We start from the raw sequence: 24,241 nt of genomic DNA on the forward strand, positions 1-24,241 counted from the left end.
TTCTTTACAATTTGATATAAGAATCCCCTGCCTGCTGATGTAATAAGGTCCGCAGGTACAATGAATAGCTTCGTTGCAGGATGATTAAATGATTTCGTTAAGATGCTGTTTCCACCTTGAGTATGCTTCTAAATAAGGTTCTCTTTTTTCTGTTTCAGGTTCTATAACTGCTATTTTTTCGAGGGAAGAAAATGCCTCTTTAGAATCGGCATAAAAACCTATTCCCATTCCGGCGGCTCTGGCAGCCCCTACTGCTCCGTCTGTATCGTAAAGCTCAATTACCGCATTGCTGACACTGGCAAGCGACTGCCGGAAAATTGAACTTAAAAACATATTGGCATTTCCTGCCCGGATTACCTGGATGTTCATCCCCATATTCCTCATGATATCCATTCCATATTCATATGAAAAGACAATTCCTTCCTGTGCCGCTCGCAGAATATCTCCTTTTGTATGGATGTTGAAATTAATCCCGTGCATAGAACAGCTGGTATCTTTGTTTTCCAGGACTCTTTCTGCTCCGTTTCCAAAAGGGATAATACTCAGTCCTTTTGATCCTATCGGGGAAAGCGATGCCAGGTCATTCATATCACCATAGGAAGACAGTGAGGTTGCAAAATTGTGCTTTAACCAGGAATTTAAAATTCCTGTTCCGTTAATACATAATAAAACTCCCAATCTGGTTTGCTCAGGGCTGTAATTGACATGAGCAAATGTATTTACACGCGACCGGGTATCATATTCCAGTTTATCCAGCACTCCATATACAACTCCTGATGTACCGGCTGTTGAGGCGATTTCTCCGGGGTTGAAAACATTCAGAGAGAGTGCATTATTGGGCTGGTCTCCTGCCCTGTATGAAATAGGGGTTCCTTCTTTTAATCCTAATTCCTGAGCAGCTGAGGCCGAAACTGTTGACTGGATACCGAAAGTTGGAATAATTTCAGGAAAAAAACTCTTGGGAATTCCATAATAATTAATGACATCTTCAGAAATACAGTTGTTCTTAAAATCCCAAAATATTCCTTCAGAAAGTCCTTCAACTGTTATTCCTATTTCTCCGGAAAGCCTCATGGCAATATAATCCCCCGGCAGCATTATTTTATCAATCTTTTCAAAAATTTCAGGTTCGTTCTCCTTTACCCAGGCTAATTTTGATGCTGTAAAATTTCCGGGTGAATTAAGAAGATGGGATAAACATCTCTCAGTTCCGATTTCCTGAAAAGCCTTTTCGCCATAGGGTACAGCACGGCTGTCGCACCAGATAATGGAAGGACGCAGCAGATTCTGATCTTTATCCACCAGGATCAGTCCATGCATCTGCCAGGTAATGCCAATCCCTTTAATGTCTTCGGGGTTTATTCCGGATTCGTGCATCACAGATTCATGCGCCAGTTTTAGGTTCAGCCACCATTCTGCAGGGTTTTGCTCTGCCCAGCCCGGGTTGATTGCGGTGATTTTCATTTCCTTTTTCGGAGAAAAGTCTGATGCAATAATTTTTCCACTGGATGCCTCAATGAGACAAACTTTAACAGAAGAACTGCCTATGTCATATCCTAGCAAATACATAATTTGAAAAGGGGATTTATTTAATTAGTTTAGTGTTATTTTTCTTATAGATCTTGGCATCGAACCGATAGTATCTTGCTGCACGATGCGATACGTTTTGCTCTATCTCTTCTAAAGGAATGATATAATTAAATGATGAAATTTTTTTATGAAAATTCTTGATATCGATCTGTTTTTCACTTAATGCACTGTAAAGCTGATACAGCTGTCTTATGGTAAATTTTTTCGGCAGCAATTCGAAAATAATAGAAAAATCTGTCTCAATCCATCTTCTTATTTCTGTTAAAGATTCATTGATGATCTTGTTATGATCAAAGGGCAATGCAGGGACCTGATCTATGGGATACCAGTCGACTGTTTCATATTTAGTGCTGTTAATCTTATGATCAATTTTACATAAAGAAAGGTAGGCCACCGTAATAATCCTGTCGATATTATGCATATACTCCATTCCCATCCACTTGATATCAGTCTGATTGCTTGCGCGAAATGGGTCAGCAAAACATTTGAACTGCTTGAGAACCATTTTTTTTATTCCTGTCAGTTCATGAAGAACTCTATGAGCTGCATCATCTACATCTTCATTACTGAAAATTAAGCTGCCCGGCAATTTTCTTTGCCTATCTACAGGCACATCGTCTACATGACGTTGCACAAGTAAGATATTGAGTCTGTTGTCGTGGTCAAATCCAAACACCACACAATCAACAGAAACATAGGTATGAATAAAATCCTGGTTCATCTTTTATTAACATTAGCGTAACATCACAAATATAAAAATTCAATTGAGAAAAAAAAATAAAATCTACATTACAGACTATATATCAATAGTTTATATATCGCTTTTATATGATAAGAATGATGTAAAAAATATGATAAGGTTATCATTAATTTCATGATTATTATTTCAGAATACCTTAATATATAGCTCTTTAAATGTTAAATTGACACTTAAAAAATTAATATTTATTTTTATTTAATTTATGATAAGAAAATTTTAAAGTTTATTGATATTTTTTTAAGAAGTTATAAGAAAAACGTTCATTTTCTGCTTAAACCTATATATTTAAGACGTGTGATTTTTACAATTATTTAACCTAAAAGGTAAAAAGTTAGCATATCATATGATTTTTCTGTACACAGTTAGAAATTTTCAAACTTTCCAGCAGGTTTCAAAAAAGGTTTTCATTAAAGAATCAATAAAAGGTAAGAACTGACATGACTTATTTACTTTAAAAAAATTTAAAGCATATAACCTTTTCATATAAAAACAGTTCTGTACCTCCAGTAATTTAAAAATTGTTATTAATTATTTATACTCTTCCGGAATAATCCTGTTTTCCCTACCTTTATCCTTTCAATCAATAGATCTCTATGAATAAACAATCTGATCAAAACATTGATTTAATGAGGGCCCGGCTTCAGGAAATGCAGAAAGATTATATGATAATTTCATCTATAACTTCTGCTTTTGCCGAAATCACAGACAAAAAACATTTCAGTATTGTTTTAAATCAATCCTTTAAAAATGAATTTCAATTTAATGAGGTGCTGATCCTTACGGCAAGGGATAATAAGCAGGAGATTTTCTACAGCTCTTTAATCACTGATAAGCCTGATAATAACCATTACAATTCACCGGATATTTATTTCGAACAGTGTCTGCAATCTTCAGAGCCTGTTATTTTTTATCTTAAGGATTTCTCTGAAAAGAAAACATCAGTTCCGCCTTATTTTATCGATGCAAAAAAAACGGGAATGCATATGGCAATAGGATTTTGCTTACCACCTGTCGGAGACCATAAAAATGTGATTTTCCTTTTTTATAAAAGCATCACCGAATTTAATGACCGGTTGGAAAGGATATTGAGGGGCATATCTACCCAGTTATCAATCACAATCAGAAACACTTTTTTCTCTGAAAAGCTTGATGATTTTAAGATTCCGGCAGCCTCTTCTCACGAAGACAGTGAAAAAAGCCCAAAAAGCAAGCAGGTAGATAAAAAAGGCTTTCATGGAATCATTGGGGACAGCGAAGCCATGCAGCGGATTTATCAGCAGATTTCCCAGGTAGCTTCTTCCCCGTCCAGTGTAATCATTTATGGCGAAACCGGAACCGGAAAAGAACTGATAGCCCAGGCCATCCATGAACTCTCTTCTTCATCTCATCACTCAATGGTCAGAATTAACTGTGCATCCATTCCTGCCCATCTTATAGAAAGTGAGCTTTTCGGACACGAGAAAGGAAGTTTTACAGGAGCAACAGAACAGCGTAAAGGAAAATTTGAACAGGCTTATGACAGTACTATTTTTCTGGATGAGATTGGTGAACTTCCATTAGCTCTTCAAGGAAAATTACTGAGGGTTTTGCAGGAGAAAGAAATTGAAAGAATCGGAGGGAATAAAATCATTAAAGTTAATGCACGGATTATTGCAGCGACCAACCGGAGATTAGAGGAAGAAGTCACCAAGGGAAATTTCAGGAGTGATCTGTTCTATCGTCTCAATGTTTTTCCTATTTACTTACCCGCCTTGCGCGACAGGCGAGAAGACATCCCGTTACTGGCCCATTACTTTCTGGAAAAACTTAATCTTAAAACAGGGAAGAAAATCAAAGGTTTCGCTCAAAAAGCAATGCATGCAATGGTTGAAAACACCTGGCCAGGAAACATCCGTGAGCTCGAGAATATGATCGAAAGAAGTATTCTTACAGCAAAAGACGGCATGATCAGAAAAATGGATTTACCAAAACTTTTTGAACAGATAACGGCTGATCAGGATTTTCAGATTAAAACATTATGTGAGGTGGAGAGGGAACATATTCTAAAAACTGTTGAAAAATGTAACGGACGGATTTTCGGACCACAGGGAGCTGCTTTATTATTAGGATTGCCTCCTACCACTCTTATTTCCAAAATGCAAAAACTCGGAATACAGAAGGAACATTATTTCAATAAGGGTGATAATAGATAAATTTATATCATTCCTTATTAATACTCATTTCAATTTTCCCTGAAGACAGAGCCCAGAAAATCCATAAACCTAAGAGTATCATTAAAGAAACCGCAGGAATCCAAAAGGAGAAGATCAGCGCAATGAGATACACCGGAAAGCCATACAGGTAATTGTTACGGATTTTTTTTATGGCAGCATCCATAATTCCCGGACGCAAAAGTTTCTTATTGCGACTGGCTAAAAACCAAAGCAGATTATAGGCAAAATTGATAAGAACAAAAATTCCTGTATATATCGCTACAACTACAGAAGACGCTTCTCCATTGAAATATCTGGCCAGTAAAGCAGTAGGATAAGAAACGGCAGAAACTAAAAAGAGAATCAGCCCGTTGGCAAACATAATGGCCGAATTACGGCTGTAGATCTGTTTGAAAATTTTGTGGTGATTTACCCACATTATAAAAATGCTGAAAAAAGAAAGGATAAATGCTAAAAATACAGGCCATTGATTCTTCATAAAAATGACAAGATCATTTCCGTTTTTTATCAAATTCTCTTCCGGCAAATGAAGATCTAAAACTAAAAGTGTTACCGCAATCGCAAAAACAGCATCACTAAATCCCTCTATTCTGACTGTTTCTTTTTCCATCTTATTGGTTATTTTTTTTACAAATATTGGTTGAAAAATTGCATAAAAAATGCTTCACTTATAGATAAGTGACTTCCAAAAACATTAAAGTTTAAATTATTTTTTACTCAGGTTTATTTATACCCTTTATCAATTCCTAATTTTTTCATCTTGGAATAAAGGGTTTGTGGCTGTATTTTCAATAATTCTGCAGCTCCTCCTATTCCTGAAACTTTTCCGTTCGAGTTTTGCAGGGCATACAAAATATGGTCTCTTTCCATCTCCTCCATCGATTTTAACTGTCCCTGGGGTTTATCAGAAGATTCCTCTGGGATATTTGGAAGGTCAAAGTTTTCAATTTCTGTTGTCTTTGCCAGGAGAACACTTCTTTCTATAAGATGTTCCAATTCTCTTATATTTCCCGGCCAGCTGTAGTTTTGCAGCTGCTCTAAGGCTGCTGAACCTATCGAAGTAATATTCCGTCTTGAAGCAGATGCATATCTGGTCAGGAAAAAATCAGCCAGAAGTGCAATATCCTCTTTTCTTTGTCTTAACGGAGGCAGTTCAATTGGGAAAACATTTAACCGGTAATACAAATCCAGCCTGAATCTTCCTTCAGCTACTTCTTTTTCTAAAGAGCGGTTGGTTGCTGCAACAATTCTAACATTGACCTTAATTGTTTTATTCCCGCCCAGCCTTTCAATTTCCTTTTCCTGCAGGACCCGTAAGAGTTTCACTTGTGAGTCTAGTGGCAATTCACCAATCTCATCCAGAAAAACGGTTCCTCCGTCTGCCTGTTCAAATTTCCCTATTCTCATGGTATTGGCTCCTGTAAAACTTCCTTTCTCGTGCCCGAAAAGTTCAGATTCAATGAGGGAATGGGGCAATGCAGCACAGTTCACGACAACAATAGGCTGGGTTTTCCGTTCAGAAAGTCCATGTACAGAATGAGCCACTTTTTCTTTTCCGGTCCCGCTTTCACCAACGATAAGCACGGAAGTATCGGTAGGGGCAACCACTCTTATTTTTTCGACAACATCCTGAAGGGCACTGCTGTTTCCAATGATTCCTTCGATAGTGTTATAACCGCTCTTTTTCACCAAATCATTTCCTTTCTCAATGCCGAAACGGTATTTGGCAATATCAAGCATTACGATCAGATCGCGTTCACGGAAAGGTTTAACCATAAATCCATAAGGCTGGGTTTCTTTTACCGCTTCTAAGGTTGACTGGTTGGTGTTGGCTGAAATATAAAGAAAAGGCAGGCTGGTTTCACGCAGCTCCCAGGCAAGATCTATTCCTGTAAGATCGCCTTTGAGTATAATATCAAGAAGAACCCAATCGGGTTTATTTTCTGCAATTAATTTTCTGGCCTGAACTACTGAAGAGGCAATTCCAGTGATCTGGTAACCTGCTTTTATCAGCATGATCTTAAGATCATTGGCTACAATGAATTCGTCTTCTACAATTAAGATTTTTTCTTTCATTTTGATTTAAAATTTCAACCTCTTATTTCGAACTATCAATTTCCGTTTTTTTTCTAAATGTAATCATGATCTTGAGGCCATTTTTATTTTCCAGAAGAAAAGTTCCGTCGAGCTGATCTGTTAATCCTCTCATCAGATTCATTCCGAGAGATTCTGTTTCATCAATATTAAAGTTTTCAGGGAGTCCTACTCCATTATCAAAAACCACCAGCTCAAAATGATCTTTTCCGATATTTTTAAAAGAAACGACAACCTCACCTTTTCTGTTTTCGGGAAATGCATATTTCACGGTATTGTTGATAGCCTCGTTAACAATAAGCCCCATGGGTACAGCCTGAGAAACATCCAGAAAGATTTTGTCAATATCCATTGTAAATCTGACATTTTTTTCTGCTGAATAACACTCCCTGATATACCCGATCAGTTCATAAATATACCATGACATATCTATCGTTGAGAGATTATCCGACTGGTACAATTTCTGATGAATCAGGGACATGGCGTGCATTCTGTGCTGACTGTTCTGAATGGCCATTAAAGCATCTTCATTATCCAGATAAGCAGACTGGGTATTCAGAAGGCTGATCACGATCTGCAGATTGTTCTTTACCCTGTGATGAATTTCTTTTAGCAGCCATTCTTTTTCGGAAAGCAGTTTTTTCAGTTGTTCATTCTGTTCATCGATCTGCTTACGTTTTAGTTCAAGGTTTTTATTGGCATTCGTTTTCAATCTTGAACGGTTGTAAAGCAAAGCGGCAAAAATAATCAATACCAGAATGCTTCCTATAAAAATATACTTTATAAAGGCATCATTGGTGATTTGAACTTCCTGAACTTTCCCTTTCTGGGTAAGCAATTGTATGTTTTTATCTTTTTGTTCGGTATCAAACTGGATTTTCAGGCTGTTGATCTGTTTGCTTTTTTCTCCGTTAAAAACAGAATCCGAAAGTTTTTTATACATCTGATAATGCTCAATCGCATCGAGATATTTTCCCCTGGCAGAATCTGCTTTAAACCAGATCAAATGATTTTCAGAACGAAGCATATCATTTCCATTGCTCCTGGCTATTGAATCGAAAAGCCGTGCTTCGCGATACATGGCATTGTAATTTTTGGTCTGGTAATGATAAAAAACAAAGCTCCTCAGCAATGAAATCTGTTTGTTATTCTTTTCTGCATTTTCGCCGTAATAATCTACCAGTTTCTTATAATAGATTTCGGCATTGCTGAATTTTTTAAGGATGGTATATGTACTGAAAAGAATATAATTCTCAGTCATTTCAAATTCCTGGTCTGTAATGGGATAGCGGGCTTTATATTCTTTAATCATAGCAATAGCTTCCTCAAACTTTCTCTGTCTGATCAACATGGTGGATATATTATTGGCCACTGTGCGTACATATGAATTATCACTGCTTTTTTTTGCCACAGCTAATGCTTTTTTCCAATATTTCATGGCATCGTCGTTTTGACGCAGATAGTAATAAACCAATCCTATATGATTGTAGATGGAACTTATCTGCAAAGAATTATCATGAAGGCTTTCGGCTGTTTTTTCAGCTAAAAGTCCGTAGCGTAAAGCCTCCTCATAATCCGCCTTCTGAACCTCAGCCTCAGAAAGGAAATTATAAACACCCTGCAATTCTTTAAATTTAACCGACTGATAGACCGACAGGGCTTTTTTCAGCAATGGTATGGACTTATCCGGACTTTCCAGCATATTATAAAGTTCACCTAAATCTTTTAAAACTGAACCTTGTTTCAATTTCATCCCTGATCTTTTATAAAGCGCAAGAGCTTTCTCCTTAAGCTTTATTTTAGTATCCAGATTTTTGGGATCATTATCATATATAAAGGAAAGTTCTTCATATCCTTCACCAGCCTGTCCGGTCATTTTATTACGCTCGAAATAATGGACGGCTTGTTTCATTTTTGAAAAAGCCGCCGCTTTATTTCCTCTCTCTTTACTAATTTTGGCATCCAAAAACAATGACCTGCCTTTATTCAAATGATCTCCGGCCTTCGTACTCAATAAATAGGCTTCTCTGTTAAGGATGGCTGCACTGTCGAGATCATTTTTCACTTCTCCCTGCTTGGTTATATAATAATCACTCAATCTCAGCAATAAGATTGTTTTCTGTGTACGGTCTTTTGAGGAAGCAATCTGCTTTCTCAGCAGTACAGAATTTTCCTTGATCTGAGCTTTTAATGCACTATTTAAGAACAGCAAAATCCATGAAAAACAAAATATCTTTAGTCGGTTATTTTTGGTAAAATAAAGAGTAAAATTCATTTTTTAAAGATAATTCATTATCCAATTATTTCCCAGCTTTTAAAGACTAGATTTTACGATGGTACAGATAACACATAATCATCGCCAGGCCTGGCAGAACCAGTGTTACAAGACCAAACTGCTTTCCTGCAAAAGCCCCTAAAAAGCATCCGCTCAGAAAGCCTAGAATGGTAATGAGCTGCTTTTTTAAACTGGCCAGTGCTTCGGCATCATTAAAGCCGCTTTTCAACAGATTTCCAACGTCCAGAGATGCCTGGGTAACATTTCCGGTCATCATTGTAGTGGGTCCGTGTGTTTCTTTAGCATACAGCTTCCCGAAAGCATTCTGAAGTCCCATGGCGAAAACAGCAACCATCGCAACGGCATACATCATCCATTCTGTAAAAGTGCCGGTATGACTCAATAAGGCTACGGTAATTCCACTTAATAACAGCAGGACTCCTTCACAAAATAAGATGGTATAATGGTTTGTTACCTTATAAGCAATTCGTCCTCCTGTAATTACTGCCAGAATAAAAACAGGAAATGTAAGCAGCTTGACCCATGCATGGACATCGGAACCATTCACAAACTGATAGGCAAATACAATAAAGTTTCCCGTAACATGCGCTGAAAATACAGCATCTGCCGATACAAAAGTTACCGTATCACAATATCCTGCAATCATGGTTAAAAGTAATGTGACAAAGCCTATATTATTCCTTAGCTCCATAGTTTCTATTTTAAATGTGAACGCAGCATCCAAGCCATTTTTTCGTGAGTTTCCAATAATCCCGTGATATAATCGCTGGTTCCTGCATCATGAAATTCAACCGCAAAGTTTTCAATATTTTCACGGAGGTGGATGAGAATACTTTCGTGGTCAGAAAGAAGCGCTTTCATATAGGTGAGACTGTCATTTGATTCTAAGTGAGTCTCGGACAGATGAGTCAGGGCAAGATATTCTCTTAATGTAGCCGGAGCATAATGGCCCAGCATTCTGATTCTTTCTGCAAGGGTATCAATGATGTCATCCAACTGCTCATATTGAGCTTCAAAAAACAGATGTTTGTTGTAAAAATCAGCACCTTCCACATTCCAGTGGGCTTTTTTTGTTTTGGTGTAGAGAACGAATTCATCTGCTAATGTCTGAACCAATACCCCAGCGACTTTCGCCAAGTTTTCATTTTTTATTCCTATTGAAGTTTTCATTTTAAAGTATATTTAATAAATAATAATCGAGTGAATATTTTCCTGCCCCAAAAGCAAGAATTAACAGTAAAGACAAGGTGTACATATAGGGGACATCCCGTACTTCGGGAGAATCTTTTCTGTGAACGATGAAATAGCCGATCGCCGTCACCCCTATTGCAGGCAGTACCGCGAGTCTTGTTCCCAAACCTAAGATGATAAAAAAAGGAACCACCAAATCGGCCAACGAAGCCACCAAAGCATTGATATTTTCCGGAAGGCCGAGAGGATTCGGAATAATTTCTTTCTGCCCGTTTTCCAGTCTGAACTTTTTCAGTCCGTGAACTCTGAATAGCTGCAAGGCAAAGAGTACGCGAAAAATCAGAAAAGCAATATCGTTAAAAGACGAGCCTAAATCTGAATCAAAAATCTGTTTTAAAATTTCCATAATTTTTAATGTTTAAAAAGCAAAACAGGAACATCCCAGTGCGCCCCAGAATGACTGATAGTTATTAACGGGAACAGAACTCATTCTCGCTGCATCGTGGCTGTGATGGTGTATATCGCAACTTCCGGCACAACTGTGCACTTGTGCTGTGAGGGGTGCTTTTAAGTCTGCTTTTACATTTTTTTCAATTTCTTTCTGCAAATGTCCGCCGGCAGGATAATAGCCATTGTACAGATTAGTGGGCGACCAGTCCGGAAGAACAGGAATGGAAGGTGGTGCAAATGAAGAAAACGCTCCTTTTGCATAGACAATCTTACCGTTAACTATCGTCATTTCAGATTCTATATTCTTGATTTCTTCTTCCTCAACTGTGAAATAATCTTTATCAAGAACCGCCAGGTCGGCCAACATACCTACCTGAATATCGCCTTTTTTTTGCTGTTCCTGAGAAAACCAAGCACTTCCTCTGGTATAGAGTTCCAGGGCGGTTTCTCTGTCCAGCCTCGATTCGTGATACAACTGAAGTCCGCCAACCGTTTTCCCGACGGTAAGCCAGTACAAAGAAACCCAGGGATTATAACTGCTGACTCTTGTAGCATCTGAGCCACCACCAACAGGAACTTCCATTTCGAGCATCTTTTTTATTGGAGGTGTATTTTCAGCTGCTGCAGAACCATAACGGTCTGTAAAATACTCACCCTGGTAAGCCATTCTGCTTTGGATGGCAATTCCACCACCCAGCATTTTTACTCTTTCTATATTTCTTTCATCAATGGTTTCAGCGTGATCAAAAATCCATGGAAGGCCGTTGAAAGGAATATCCCGGTTTACCTTTTCAAATACATTTAAGAATCTTGTGATGCTTTCATTATACGTTGCGTGAAGCCTAAAAGGCCATCTGTTTTCCACTAATAAGCGGACTACTTTTTCAAGGTCAGCCTCCATATTTTCGGGAAGATCCGGTCTTGGCTGCAAGAAATCCTCAAAATCTGCCGCTGAGAAAACCAACATTTCTCCGGCACCGTTATGACGGTACATATCATCACCCTGATAAAGCTTCACGGTATCAATCCATTCGCTGAAATCTTCAAACTCGTTCTTTGGCTTTTGGGTAAATAAATTATAGGCAATCCGTACTGTCAACTGGTTATTTTCATTCAGTTCATTCACGACCTTATAATCATCGGGGAAATTTTGAAAGCCGCCACCCGCATCAATGACACTTGTAATTCCAAACCGGTTCAGCTCTTTCATAAAATGTCTGGTAGAGTTTACCTGATGTTCGTAGGACAGTTTTGGCCCTTTTGCTAAAGTTGAATATAAAATCATTGCATTCGGTGTTGCAATGATAAGTCCTGTCGGTTCACCGTTTGCGTCTCTTTCAATCTGCCCGCCGGGAGGCGCCGGAGTATTTTTGGTATACCCCACTGCTTTCAATGCAGCTCTGTTCATCAGCGCTCTGTCATATAAATGCAGGATAAAAACAGGCGTTTCCGGAGCAATAGCATTGATTTCTGCCAAAGTAGGCATTCTTCTCTCTGCAAACTGAAATTCCGACCATCCGCCAACAACGCGTACCCATTGGGGAGAAGGTGTCCGGTCAACCTGTTCTTTAAGCATTCGAAGGGCGTCGGCCAGTGAAGGGACGCCATCCCATCTTAACTCGAGATTATAATTTAATCCGCCCCGGATCAAGTGAATATGAGAATCATTAATTCCGGGAACTACTCTTCTTTTTTTAAGATCGATAATCTGTGTCGCCGCATCTGCAAACTGGTCTACCAATCCGTCATTTCCTGCAGCGATAATCTTACCATCACTTATTGCAACAGCCGAAATATCTGAAATTTCTTTACTGAAACTGTGGATTTTTCCGTTATATAAAATAAGATCTGCTTTCATTGAATTATTGGGTGTTAAGTGTTGAAACAGCTTCTTTAATTCCTCCGCCCGCAACACTGAAAAATGACGGACCTGCAAGCAATATCAGTTTCTGAAGCCTGGATTTCTGAGATAAATCCCTGGCATTCAGATACGATTGGGTACGGTAAGCATCAAATGCTCCTAAAACCACATTTTCCGCAACCAGTGCTGTAGGAGAATCTATTCCTGCATCTTTAATATCGCTGGCAAAAGAAACCGTCTTTACCTGCAGTTTTAAAGCTTCCCTCATCGCAACGCTTCCTACTTTTTTCATTAACCCGGCATCGAAGGAATTCCTGTCACCCAATCCTATCAGCAACAGTTTTTTAGAGGCTAAAGCACCCTTCGGCGGTGTTATCAGTAATGTTTCCAAAGCATATCCTTTAAACTGTCCTTTTTTTCTGACTTCTGTGATGATCCCTTTTAATGCTTCATCCAGGTGAACCATTCCGTTCAGTTCGTCTGGAAGCGCGGGCGGATTAAAGATATCTCCTTCCGTATATTCAAAAACACAGGCAATCTGAAGATCTGCTGCTGCGGCCGAAGGGCCCTGTACAAGACCTACCACAGAAATCCCATCTACTTTTCCCCACGTTGTGGCCGTCCCTACTGCTGCTTTTGCTTCAGCTACTGTTTGTGCTGACGCGAAAGAGGTTAATGAACCTGTCAGAATCAAAGCGACAAGAATCGCTTTAGACCAATTAAAATATTTTGAAACTGAATTTTGCATAATAAATGATTTTTGTAATAATTAAAATTTGAATCCCAACCGGATATTATAGAAGACTCCGCTTTTGGCATTGGGAATAATATCTTCAATAAAAACTCCTTTTCTGAAGTACTGAATTCCGCTCACCAACGAAATAAACCGATTGAAACTATACGTAAAATTGGTGAGATAAGCAGTTCCGATATACCTTTTGCCAGAGCTGCTTCCGGAGCGGTTCAATACTCCGCTGGGCCGGTAAACACCATCATTCAGTGAATATCTCCAGTTGAAAACAACGTCCATCTGCATTTTGAGCTTAGGAGTTACATCCAATGTTGCGTAAGGATGAACATCAATAAGATTGACAGGTCCTATCTGCGGACTGAAGCCGAAATAGCCGCCTTTCGGATAGAGAGGATTAAATGTCTGAAGCTTTCCATCTTCTTTGGAGCGATCACCGGAAATGTAGTCGTTTCTAAGGTTGATACTTGGTCTGAATTTTACATTTTCAAACATATAGCCTATATCAACAGAACCTGTCCAGGCACTGATATTCTGATCTCCAAAACATCCAAACTGATAAGCTGCCTCCAGATTATAGATAAATCCACCTCCGTATTTCCAGAATCTCCCTCCGATTGTGTGGCGCTTTTCTTTTGCCGTCCCAGCTTCAAAAACAGATTCGTCTCTGCGTATTCCTATGTAATACAGATCGAGGTTTCCTGCTTTCGGAAAGATTACTTTGGAATAGGCTCCCCAGAGATTGAGCTGCTTTGAAATCTTATTATCAAAAATTCCTACATTGATGCTATCTGCCATCATGGCAAACGCATCTATAGAAACGTTTTTATTGGAGTACATCATTTTAGCTCCGGTAAAAGAAAGTCTGGCATTAGGCCCTTCCCTTACAGAAATTAATCTTCCTGAACCGTAATCGAGTTCCTGTCTTCCAAGCCTGAAACTAAGTTTCTGATCTGTTTTATTAATCAGACTAGCATCAAGAAAAAGATTCTGAACACTCAGCTGATCCTCATCAATACCTCTGGAACCGTTTTTTCTTCCGTTCTGGAAAGCACTTCTGAGCTGTGAAAATACCCGGATATTTTCTCCTAAATGCAGATCTGCATGGAGATCATAGCGCTGCAGAAAAAAATTGTTGTGTCCGATATTCATCCGCCCCCAATCTTCATTGTTGAAATCTACATACTCGTACCGCGCCTCACCTCCAAAAGACAGATAGATCTCTTTTTTTTCATTAAGGGGGAGAAATTTAATTCTGTTATAAAAAGTGTCTGAAGAATCTTTTAAATATTTATAATTCTCATCATAACGCAGGAGCCTAAAACTCTGGGCAGATAAATTTTCAGAAATTAAAACGAGCAGCAAGACAGCAATTTTAACAGACGATATATAATGTGTAGATCTCAACATTGAAATTCTTATATAAATATTAATGGTTCAGCATATGGTGGGCATAGTGAATTCCCAGGCCGTAAGAACTGCCGTATTTTTTCATCAGATCGGTCACCGCTACATAGGTTTCCTGACGTGCCCAGTCTCTCTGAAGTTCCAAAATGTACTGAATAGAAGTCATAGGTTTTACTCCCGCATGTATCATTCGCTGAACTGCTCTTTCGTGTGCCTCATCGCTTACATCACCGCAGGCATCGGTAATTACATAGACATCATAATTTTCTTCAAGAGCTGATAATGCAGGGCCTACAATGCAGACACCGGTCCATAATCCCGCGAAAACCAACTTCTGCTTCTGGGTGGCCACAATGGCTTTGTACGCCGCTTCATCTTCCCAGGTATTCATTGTTGTTCTGTCGATGTAGCCAGAAGTTGCAACAGGATATGCTGCTTCAATTTCAGGGAAAACCGGTCCTGAAAAACTTTCTTCGGCAACCGTTGTTACTATTGTAGGCACATTGAATATTTTGGAAGCCCCACAGATTACGCCGACATTATTACGGAGTTCGTTCATTGAGATACTTTTGGTTGCAAATGCCATTTGACCTTCAAAATCGATCAGTACAAGTGCATGATTATCTGGAGAAAGTAATTTTGTTGATGGTTTCATAAAATTTATTTTATTGTTATTATGTACGTATTTTAACCTCAACGCTTATGATAGAGCATTGATCGTTATTGTTTTAAAAACTTGATAAACTCTGCATTGAACTTATCTTTTTCTTCCAGGAATGAAGCGTGCCCGCTCTTGTCAAAAGGAATCAGTTGAGATCCTGAAATAGCTTTATGCATTTGTTCCGCTAATGCAAAAGACACGATTTGGTCTTCCTTCGCGTGCAGAATTAAGGTTGGAATTTTAATTTTTGGAAGATCCGCTCGTAAGTCTTCATCTCTTAAAGCAATTAATGCCTGCTCCATTGCGTAAGGTGACGACTGCATCTCAATACTGCCAAGCCAGGCTCCAATTGCCGGGGAAACAGAAGTTGGAGAATACACGAATTTTTCACCTATGGCAGCTAACAGCGCCGGTCTGTCGTTATTATTCAATTCCACCCACTTCGAGATGTCTTCTTTGGTGAAAAAAGGATAAGGATAATCATCTTTTTTAGTATGACAAGGCGCCGCAGCTGAAAACAGGGCCAGTTTACTTAGGTGTGCACCGTTATATTTAGCAGCGTAATGCAGGGCAATGGCGCCCCCCATAGAATGTCCACCCAATGTAGCGTCTTTAATATTCAACTGGTCTAAAACAGCTTTGATATCGGAAGCAAATTGATCGTAATTGTATTTCCCATAAGGTTTATCAGACTGTCCGAAACCTCTTAAAGTAATTCCGATAACACGATAGCCTTCTTTTACTAAAGCATGATACTGATATTCCCATGACGCATCACTTAAAGGATATCCGTGGATCAGAATAACAGGTTTTCCTTCACCGAGGTCCGTTACATGCAGCCTGACATTGGGTTCAACTTCAATATATTCCGCTCTTGCCTTTGCCGGTTTTCCGGTGGTCTTTTCTTCCGGTTTATTGTCCCCGGTACAGGAAACAAATAGTGCTGTTAATACGATTACAGCACTGATCACTGATTTAATTCTCATGGTAAAATGTATTTAGAAATTTATTTTATAAATGTTGGATGCAGCTGAAACTGAGTATTGCTGACTTTTCTGAATCAATTGCCCCATAGTTATGATTTGCCGGCTGAATATGAGGCAGAGGATTCAAAAAATGAATTTATCTTTTCAATAAGTATTTATGCTGACCTTCCAGTACCAGCTCGGATTTTTGGTTATATACCGTTACTTTTGTAGTCACAATACCTTTATCTCCCTGAGGAGTAAGATCCGTAATCGTGAGTGAAGAATACAGCGTATCTCCTGAATGAACTTCTCCCAGAAAATGGCATGAAAGCTCTAAAAAGCTGATAAAAACCTTTCCAAAATAATGGGGCAGCAGAGTTGCTCCCGGTGCGGTAAATGCCAAAACCTGCAATCCATGGACAACGGGTGCCTCATGGCCGTATCTTTTGGCATATTCTGCATCATAATGTATAGGATGATTATCGCATGATACAGTTTGAAAAGCTGAAGCATGAGCCTCTGTCAATGTTCTGCTTGGAGCTCTGAATACCTCTCCAACCGTCAGTTCATTGAAACTGCGGGCCGGTACGACAGAAAAATCTTCAGGATTAAATGCGGATTCTTTTGTATTTGAATTTTCCATACTTTCTGGATTAGAATATAGTAGCTGTAAAAGGCTTCTACTGCGTTATAAAGGCCAATATATCGTTGTTTATGGTTTCCGCTTCCGTTGTTGGCATTCCGTGTGGAAATCCAGGATAAGTGATTAGCTTACCGTTTTTAAGCAGTTTATCAGATTTTACTCCTGCATTTTGGTAGGGCACTATCTGATCGTCTTCTCCATGTAATACTAAGACCGGAATATCTACAGCTTTTAGATCTTCTGTAAAATCGGTTTCTGAAAATGCTTTTATACATTCATAGTGGGCTAAAATACTTCCCATCATTCCCTGTCTCCACCAGTTTCTCTGAACTCCTTCTTTTACAGCAGCTCCTTCTCTGTTGTACCCGTAAAAAGGAAATGTTAAATCAATATAAAACTGCTGTCTGTTGGTAAGGGTTTGTTTTCTGATATCATCAAAAACTTCCATAGGAACACCATCAGGATTATTTTCACTTTTTACCATTACCGGCGGAACAGCACTAATCAAAACTGCTTTAGACACTCTGTCTTTACCATATTTATTCACGTAACGGATTACCTCTCCTCCACCGGTTGAGTGTCCAACATGGATGGCATCTTTTAAATCCAGAAAGGTTGTGAGCTCTGCTACGTCTGCAGCATACGTCTCCATCTCGTGCCCTGTCGTTGTCTGACCTGAACGGCCATGCCCTCTTCTGTCAAAAGCAATTACGCGGTATCCCTTCTGCAGGAAGAACATCATCTGTGCATCCCAGTCATCTGAAGATAAAGGCCATCCATGGTGAAACATGACAGGTTGTCCCGTTCCAAAATCTTTGTAGAAAATTTCTGTACCGTCTTTTAGTTTTAATGTACTCATTGTTTTAAACTTTTTGATTGATAATTAAATTCAAAGTATTAATTTCAATAAGCACGCTACAAACACAATACACTACAAATCAATACATTAAATATTTGAATAGATATAAAAAGCTACGATATATCGTAATTTTATGAACGCATTATTTAAATATCAGAAAAGACGGATTCACAAAACCTGAATTTGATTCTGTTAAAGATGGGTCAGCCGACAGATTTCCTGCAACAAGCCTGTTATTAAAGTAAAAAAATTGTTATTGGAAAATAAAAACAGTCCTGAAAAGCGTTTTCATTCAGAACCGGAGCCGGCTATCAGGCAAGTGAAGATCTGTTTTTAATATAAAAAGTTAATGACAAAGAAAAATCTTTCAAACTAAATTCAGGCCCTACATCAAAAGTTGGACGTTGTATGCGAAAGCATCAAAAGAAAGTTAAGTATCCGTTTTAAAGAATTATAATGAAGTTTTAAAAGCCGAAATCCAGAAACTAAGATCCATAGATATAATATTTCTGAATAAAAGGCAATTTTGTATTGCTGAAAATAGCATTAAAGAAATATCAGTTCATACAAACCGGAATTTATACATTTTTTCTTTTCCAATATAGCTGTACATTAGCTTTAAATTTTATTGTTACAGTATGGAAAATTCGGTCTTATCTTCGGAATTTATCACTTCGCCGGAATTGGTGGAAAAAATTTATAGCAGCGGAGTTTCCAAAAAATATAAAACAGGAGATATCATTTTGGATGAAAATTCCTCTATCCGTGCCATCCCTATCGTGATGAAAGGAATGATTAAAGTAATACGGACTGAAGAAGACGGTAAAGAAATACTGCTGTATTATATAAAATCCGGAGAAAGCTGTATAATGTCCTTTCTGGGCGGAATGCACAATGAAAAGAGTATCGTAAAGGCAGAAGTAGAAGAAGATGCCGAAATACTATTTTTACCTGTGGATAAAGTTTCTATTTTTATCAAGCAATATCCTGAATGGCTTGACTATATTTTCAGGCTCTATCACAAACGTTTTGAAGAATTATTAGATATTGTCAACGCAATTGCTTTTAAAAAAGTCGACGAAAGGCTATTGCTTTTACTGCATAAAAAAGCAGAGCTTTTAAATTCCAAAACAATAACTGTTACGCATGAACAGCTTGCCAACGAGCTTGGTACAGCAAGAGTGGTTGTTTCCCGGCTCCTAAAACAATTGGAAGATGCGGGAACCGTAAAGCTTGGCCGTAACAAAATATTACTTGAATAAGCTATAAAATTACCTTATGTAACAAAAGTAGCTGTAGAATATCCGGAATATCTCCATTTTTGCTATCAGAAATTGGAAAATAAAGATGGAAATTTTTGGCTATATAGCATCGGTTTTAATTGGCATATCGCTTGGGCTGATAGGTGGCGGAGGCAGTATACTTACTGTTCCTGTACTGGTATATCTTTTCGGCTTAGAGGCCATAACGGCAACAGAATATTCACTTTTTATTGTTGGGATCAGTAGTACTGCAGGGGCTTTATCCTATCTCAAAAGAGACCTGATCAATTTTAAGGTTGTTTTGATCTTTGGTATCCCTTCTGTTATTTCAATTTTTCTGACAAGAAGCTACATAATCCCGCTTATTCCTGAAGTATTATTTAATACCGGCCATTTCTCTTTTAGCAGAAATCTATTCTTAATGTTGATTTTCGCCGCACTAATGATTTTTGCTTCCTACAGCATGATCCGAAAAAATACCGATACCGAGCCCATAAAGTACCCATCAAAGAACAACAATATTCTTTTAATGGCTGGTCAGGGTTCCATAGTGGGAATTTTAACAGGCCTGGTAGGGGCCGGAGGTGGTTTTATGATTATTCCTGCATTGACAGGCCTCTTCAGAACATCTATGAAAGTGGCAATCGGGACCTCTTTGGTTATTATATCCCTGAATTCTCTGATTGGTTTCTTATCATCTATGAACCACACGAAAACTGACTGGACCTTACTGCTCACAATATCCCTTATAGCGGTTGCCGGAATTATAATAGGTTCACAGATATCCAAAAAGATAGATGGTAAAAAACTTAAACCAGCGTTCGGATGGTTTATTCTTGTCATGGGCATTTATATCATTGTAAAAGAAATTACCCTCTGATGTAATTGCCGGTTTGGAACTGCATACAACAAAAAATTTAAAAATTATACATATGAAAATAGAACAGATTTATACCGGATGCCTTGCTCAGGGAGCCTATTATATCGTTTCAAATGGTGAAGCAGCAATTATAGATCCGCTAAGAGAGGTAAAACCATACCTGGACCGCCTGGAAAAAGACAATGTCAAATTAAAATTTATTTTTGAGACCCATTTTCACGCCGACTTTGTGAGTGGTCATGTTGATTTAAGCAAAAAAACCGATGCGGCTATCGTTTACGGTCCTACTGCAGCACCTGAGTTTAGCGCTGTAATTGCAGAAGACCGTCAGGTTTTTGAAATTGGGGATATAAAAATAAAAGTTCTTCACACACCGGGGCATACGCTTGAAAGCTCCTGTTTTCTACTGATTGATGAAACCGGTGGGGAAAAGGCTCTTTTCAGCGGTGACACTTTATTTTTAGGAGATGTTGGCCGTCCGGATCTTGCTCAGAAAGGAACAATGAGCCAGGAGGAACTCGCCGGGCTTCTTTATGAAAGCTTATATAAAAAGATTCTTCCATTACCGGATGACATTGTTATCTATCCGGCTCATGGCGCAGGTTCCGCCTGTGGAAAAAATATGCAAAAAGAGACCGTTGACAGTCTTGGGAATCAAAGAAAGACAAATTATGCTTTAAATCAGGAAGATAAAGATGGCTTTATTAAGGCTGTTACAGACGGGTTACTGCCACCTCCGGGCTATTTCGGGATGAATGTTGCCTTAAACAGAAAGGGATCTCAAAGTTTTGATGATGTTATAGCCAAAGGCATGCAAGCACTTTCCTCTGAAGAATTTGAAGAGGCGGCAGAAATTTCAAATGCGCTGCTTATTGATGTGCGGCCACACCAGGAATTTGCCGCAGGATTTATTCCAAAATCTATCAACATAGGTCTTGCAGGTGATTTCGCGCCATGGGTAGGAACCCTGGTTGCTGATGTGGAACAGCCTATTCTCCTGATAACCAACGAAAATGAGCAGGAAGAAACACTGACAAGACTGAGCCGTGTCGGCTTCGACCATGTGTTGGGCTATCTCAAAGGCGGTTTTACTGCATGGAAAGACAGCAATAAAGAAATTGATACAGTGAACCGTATTTCTGCAGAACAGTTTGAAAGCCGGATCAAGAACAATCCTGCTCCTATTTTTGATGTCAGAAAAGAAAGTGAATATCATACGGAGCATGTTCACGAAGCATTTAACAAGCCCCTGGCTTACATTAACGAATGGGCTGGCAGCCTTACGGGAACAGAACATTTCTATCTTCACTGTGCGGGAGGTTACAGAAGCATGATGACGGCAAGTATTCTTCAAGCCAGAGGTTTCAGGAATTTTACCGAAATTGACGGGGGTTACACTGCTATTGCTAAAACAGGCGTTCCAACGACTGACTTTATATGCCAAAGCAAAATTTTCAATAAATAAAATGAGTATGATAGAAATAATAAAACAGCCATGGCCCTGGTATATTGCCGGTCCGCTTATTGGTCTTACAGTTCCTGCGCTGCTTATTGCAGGAAACAAATCTTTTGGGATAAGCTCATCTCTGAGGCATATCTGTGCTGCCTGTATTCCGGCTAATATCAGTTTTTTCAACTACAACTGGAAAAATGAAATTTGGAATCTAATGTTTGTACTGGGTATATTCCTTGGTGGCATTATTGCTGCCCATTTGATGATGGATACTAAAGAAATAATGATGAACCCCACTCTTAAAACGGAGTTAACAGGTTATGGAATAACTGATTACTCCAATCTTGTCCCCAAAGAACTCATGAGCTTTGAAAGCCTTCTTACCTTAAGAGGCTTTATTATAATGGTTGGAGGCGGTATCCTGGTAGGTTTTGGAACAAGATATGCAGGAGGCTGTACGAGTGGACATGCCATAATGGGACTTTCAAACCTTCAGTGGCCTTCGCTGATAGCAACAGTTTCATTTATGATCGGCGGCTTACTGATGGCCAATATTGTACTGCCATTTATTCTTTCACTATAAAATTATAAACATGAAAAAAGAAAAAAATACCACTGCTCAAAACGGCTGCTCAAATGAAAACACTCTTCCGCATAAATGGCAGTATAATTTAAAATATCTTATTATTGGCGTGCTATTCGGTATAGTTTTCGTGAAAGCCGAAGTAATAAGCTGGTTCAGGATTCAGGAAATGTTCCGGTTTCAGTCATTTCATATGTATGGAATCATCGGAAGTGCCGTTGCCGTCGGAATAATTTCTGTCTGGCTTATTAAAAAATTAAAAATCAGAACCATTGAAGGACACCCTATTTCCATTCCTGACAAGAAATTCAATAAAGGGCAAATATATGGCGGGCTGATATTCGGTTTTGGATGGGCTATTACAGGCGCCTGTCCGGGTCCCCTGTTCGCCCAGATAGGAAGCGGTGCTTTAGCTGTTACAGTTACTCTTTTAAGTGCAGTTCTGGGTACCTGGCTGTATGGTTATTTCAGAGAAAAATTACCACATTAATTATTCAGCCAATCTGCAGACGCCGTACTCAATCCGAATTTTAATATATTACCTCATCAGTTTCCAAAATTTACAAAATGCGGAATTTCTGTCGCAAGGTCGCTCATCGGCAAAATATTGTTCCGGTTGCTGTTAAAATCAAAAACGGAATGATTGTCGAAAGGTACACGGGGATAATAAGTAAAAGAAATCTGAATTCTGTTGAAAACCAGATATGGATTATTGATCAAAACACCAATTCCTATTTTGGTGTTACTTTTTGTTTTCAGTAATTTATCGTCAGGCATACCTAGCCAGCCGACTGCCGCAGTCAGATAAGGACTGAAATGAAAATTCTTCCAGGTTTTATTAATGAAAAGCTGAAGCTGATATCTCAGAACCAGTTTTTTAGTTCCTATATAATCTGAATTGTAAACAGGAAATTCATCTGCAGAAGAAAGATTAATCCTGTCTTTATAAGAATAATTATGCTGCGGATTTCCTAATGCTAATGTCGGAGAAAAGAAATGCCTTGCTCTGGCAAATTTCCAATCCGTAAGATTAGTAAAATAAGTTCCATCCAAACGGAAAGATTCGCGGTTTTGGCTGTCTTCATTAAAAAATCTTCCAAACTGAGCTTTCAGATTGAAATACCCTATCTTTATAAAATTACCATACGATGCGGAAACTCCCACATAGGGCTTCACATCATTACTTCTTGATAATACTCCAGCAGTAAAATTGACTGAATTACCATAAGCAATATCCTCCGGTAAATCATATTGAAAAATATTTTTCTGAACTGAGAAATTTCTGTGAATAAACCCGGCAGACATCAGAAAACTGCTGTAAGAACTAAAATATTGATACTGATTGATGCCCGGACTGTCTTTATATTGATAATTCTGAAATCTTCCTATCAATGCAATATTACTGTTCACTTTTTCATTTGAATCAGATGAAACTGGAATTTGATACCCACCCCATAAATCCTGACTGTACACCTTGATTTGAACTTCCGGAAAGGTGGTGCCCGTTTCTACCGGAAGTGAGACATTCCGCATAAAATATTCGAAAGTAAAACCACCTGCCCATTTCGTGAGGGGTGAGAAAAAATCTCTTCTGACATTGAAATTGATTCTTTCATTTTTTAAAAAATCCCGTTCTCCCAAAACCTGAGCGTTGATATATGAACCCAAAAGGTTGTATGCAGTGTAGCTTCCTAAAAGATAATCCTGCTTTTCTTTGGAATCATTTCTATACAGTAAATTCAATTCGTGTCCTAATCCCAATACATTTTCTTCGGTAACCCCCAGGCCAATTCTGCTTCCTGAATAACTTACTCTCGGCTTCAGACTCCAGGAATCGAGAACTTTTACTACCACGTCAATAGAATCTTTGCCGGAAGTACTGTCGGAAACACTGATATTCACTCTGTTTATAAAAGGCATTGTTCTTAGTAAACGTTCAGATTCATAGAGCTTCTGGGCATTATATTCTTCCCCTTCCTGAAAAAGTAAATAATTATGAACAGTAGAAGTTCTTGTATTGGCATGAAGATGATTGGTGAACCAATCATACCATCTGGATTTTTCTTTTTTCTCCTTCGAACCATATCCAAACGGGTCAATTGTTTCTATCCGGATATTTCTGATGTATTTTCCATTATGAGTCTCTTGCAAAAGTTTCTCAGTTCGTGTTTTAACAGATGTTGAATCTGCTTCCCTACGGAATATGAAACGATGAATGAATTTGGTCACTTTTCTTTTATCCGAAAAATTTTCTATTTTATAATAAAGTGAGTCCTTTCTTTCCTGTGCATTTAAAAAGAAAAAACAATTTAAAGTGAAAAT

The 24,241-nt window shown here is 38.6% G+C and carries 22 protein-coding genes; 6 read left to right on the plus strand and 16 right to left on the minus strand.

The window, feature by feature from the left end; all coding sequences use genetic code 11:
• Positions 1 to 84: 84 nt before the first annotated feature.
• Complete coding sequence (locus J4Q03_RS04740) at positions 85 to 1,569, minus strand: xylulokinase (protein ID WP_426047059.1); 1,485 nt, start codon at positions 1,567 to 1,569, stop codon at positions 85 to 87.
• Positions 1,570 to 1,585: 16 nt separating this feature from the next.
• Positions 1,586 to 2,311 carry an NUDIX hydrolase gene (locus J4Q03_RS04745; RefSeq protein WP_426047060.1) on the minus strand — a complete coding sequence of 242 codons (726 nt, stop codon included), beginning with the start codon at positions 2,309 to 2,311 and terminating at the stop codon, positions 1,586 to 1,588.
• 632 nt (positions 2,312 to 2,943) lie between these two features.
• Between J4Q03_RS04745 and J4Q03_RS04750 the strand changes: the two genes are divergently transcribed.
• Positions 2,944 to 4,542 (plus strand): sigma-54 interaction domain-containing protein, encoded by a 1,599-nt coding sequence (locus J4Q03_RS04750; protein ID WP_426047061.1) that lies wholly within the window; start codon positions 2,944 to 2,946, stop codon positions 4,540 to 4,542.
• Positions 4,543 to 4,549: 7 nt separating this feature from the next.
• Here the strand turns inward: J4Q03_RS04750 and J4Q03_RS04755 are convergent, their stop codons facing one another.
• The 13 genes from J4Q03_RS04755 to J4Q03_RS04815 form a co-directional block, all read right to left on the minus strand.
• Positions 4,550 to 5,173, minus strand: coding sequence for a TMEM175 family protein (locus J4Q03_RS04755; RefSeq protein ID WP_426047062.1), 624 nt, complete (start codon positions 5,171 to 5,173; stop codon positions 4,550 to 4,552).
• 113 nt (positions 5,174 to 5,286) lie between these two features.
• A complete protein-coding gene (locus J4Q03_RS04760; RefSeq protein ID WP_426047063.1) occupies positions 5,287 to 6,639 on the minus strand; it encodes a sigma-54-dependent transcriptional regulator in 1,353 nt (450 codons plus the stop codon).
• Positions 6,640 to 6,661: 22 nt separating this feature from the next.
• Entirely contained in the window at positions 6,662 to 8,932 is a 2,271-nt protein-coding gene (locus J4Q03_RS04765; protein ID WP_426047064.1) for a tetratricopeptide repeat-containing sensor histidine kinase, read from the minus strand.
• 46 nt (positions 8,933 to 8,978) lie between these two features.
• Positions 8,979 to 9,644, minus strand: coding sequence for a YoaK family protein (locus J4Q03_RS04770; RefSeq protein WP_426047065.1), 666 nt, complete (start codon positions 9,642 to 9,644; stop codon positions 8,979 to 8,981).
• 5 nt (positions 9,645 to 9,649) lie between these two features.
• Positions 9,650 to 10,123: a Dps family protein gene (locus J4Q03_RS04775; RefSeq protein WP_426047066.1), complete on the minus strand. Its 474-nt coding sequence runs from the start codon at positions 10,121 to 10,123 to the stop codon at positions 9,650 to 9,652.
• 1 nt (position 10,124) lies between these two features.
• Positions 10,125 to 10,550 carry a DoxX family protein gene (locus tag J4Q03_RS04780; RefSeq protein ID WP_426047067.1) on the minus strand — a complete coding sequence of 142 codons (426 nt, stop codon included), beginning with the start codon at positions 10,548 to 10,550 and terminating at the stop codon, positions 10,125 to 10,127.
• 12 nt (positions 10,551 to 10,562) lie between these two features.
• Positions 10,563 to 12,452 carry an amidohydrolase gene (locus J4Q03_RS04785; RefSeq protein ID WP_426047068.1) on the minus strand — a complete coding sequence of 630 codons (1,890 nt, stop codon included), beginning with the start codon at positions 12,450 to 12,452 and terminating at the stop codon, positions 10,563 to 10,565.
• Between the two features lie 4 nt (positions 12,453 to 12,456).
• Positions 12,457 to 13,203, minus strand: a complete 747-nt coding sequence (locus J4Q03_RS04790; protein WP_426047069.1) for a M17 family peptidase N-terminal domain-containing protein — start codon at positions 13,201 to 13,203, stop codon at positions 12,457 to 12,459.
• A gap of 21 nt (positions 13,204 to 13,224) precedes the next feature.
• Positions 13,225 to 14,568, minus strand: coding sequence for an alginate export family protein (locus J4Q03_RS04795; RefSeq protein ID WP_426047070.1), 1,344 nt, complete (start codon positions 14,566 to 14,568; stop codon positions 13,225 to 13,227).
• 64 nt (positions 14,569 to 14,632) lie between these two features.
• Complete coding sequence (locus J4Q03_RS04800; protein ID WP_426047071.1) at positions 14,633 to 15,265, minus strand: hydrolase; 633 nt, start codon at positions 15,263 to 15,265, stop codon at positions 14,633 to 14,635.
• Between the two features lie 65 nt (positions 15,266 to 15,330).
• Positions 15,331 to 16,257 carry an alpha/beta fold hydrolase gene (locus J4Q03_RS04805; RefSeq protein ID WP_426047072.1) on the minus strand — a complete coding sequence of 309 codons (927 nt, stop codon included), beginning with the start codon at positions 16,255 to 16,257 and terminating at the stop codon, positions 15,331 to 15,333.
• Between the two features lie 136 nt (positions 16,258 to 16,393).
• A complete protein-coding gene (locus tag J4Q03_RS04810; protein WP_426047073.1) occupies positions 16,394 to 16,882 on the minus strand; it encodes a MaoC family dehydratase in 489 nt (162 codons plus the stop codon).
• 37 nt (positions 16,883 to 16,919) lie between these two features.
• Positions 16,920 to 17,741: an alpha/beta fold hydrolase gene (locus J4Q03_RS04815; RefSeq protein ID WP_426047074.1), complete on the minus strand. Its 822-nt coding sequence runs from the start codon at positions 17,739 to 17,741 to the stop codon at positions 16,920 to 16,922.
• 638 nt (positions 17,742 to 18,379) lie between these two features.
• Here J4Q03_RS04815 and J4Q03_RS04820 point away from each other — a divergent pair.
• The 5 genes from J4Q03_RS04820 (at position 18,380) to J4Q03_RS04840 (ending at position 22,409) form a co-directional block, all read left to right on the plus strand.
• Positions 18,380 to 19,003, plus strand: coding sequence for a Crp/Fnr family transcriptional regulator (locus J4Q03_RS04820; RefSeq protein WP_426047075.1), 624 nt, complete (start codon positions 18,380 to 18,382; stop codon positions 19,001 to 19,003).
• An 85-nt stretch (positions 19,004 to 19,088) separates the two neighbouring features.
• A complete protein-coding gene (locus tag J4Q03_RS04825; protein WP_426047076.1) occupies positions 19,089 to 19,883 on the plus strand; it encodes a sulfite exporter TauE/SafE family protein in 795 nt (264 codons plus the stop codon).
• A gap of 52 nt (positions 19,884 to 19,935) precedes the next feature.
• Positions 19,936 to 21,348: an MBL fold metallo-hydrolase gene (locus J4Q03_RS04830; protein WP_426047077.1), complete on the plus strand. Its 1,413-nt coding sequence runs from the start codon at positions 19,936 to 19,938 to the stop codon at positions 21,346 to 21,348.
• A complete protein-coding gene (locus J4Q03_RS04835) occupies positions 21,311 to 21,919 on the plus strand; it encodes a YeeE/YedE family protein (RefSeq protein WP_426047222.1) in 609 nt (202 codons plus the stop codon). Before J4Q03_RS04830 ends, J4Q03_RS04835 begins: the two co-directional genes overlap by 38 nt.
• A 10-nt stretch (positions 21,920 to 21,929) precedes the next feature.
• On the plus strand, positions 21,930 to 22,409 hold the full coding sequence (locus J4Q03_RS04840) for a DUF6691 family protein (RefSeq protein WP_426047078.1): 480 nt from the start codon (positions 21,930 to 21,932) through the stop codon (positions 22,407 to 22,409).
• A 56-nt stretch (positions 22,410 to 22,465) separates the two neighbouring features.
• On the opposite strand, the gene J4Q03_RS04845 is transcribed toward J4Q03_RS04840, so the two are convergent.
• On the minus strand, positions 22,466 to 24,070 hold the full coding sequence (locus J4Q03_RS04845; RefSeq protein ID WP_426047079.1) for a hypothetical protein: 1,605 nt from the start codon (positions 24,068 to 24,070) through the stop codon (positions 22,466 to 22,468).
• Between the last annotated feature and the right edge of the window lie 171 nt (positions 24,071 to 24,241).

The sequence above is a fragment of the Chryseobacterium sp. NFX27 genome (assembly GCF_049887855.1).
In the GTDB taxonomy this organism is placed as follows: domain Bacteria; phylum Bacteroidota; class Bacteroidia; order Flavobacteriales; family Weeksellaceae; genus Chryseobacterium.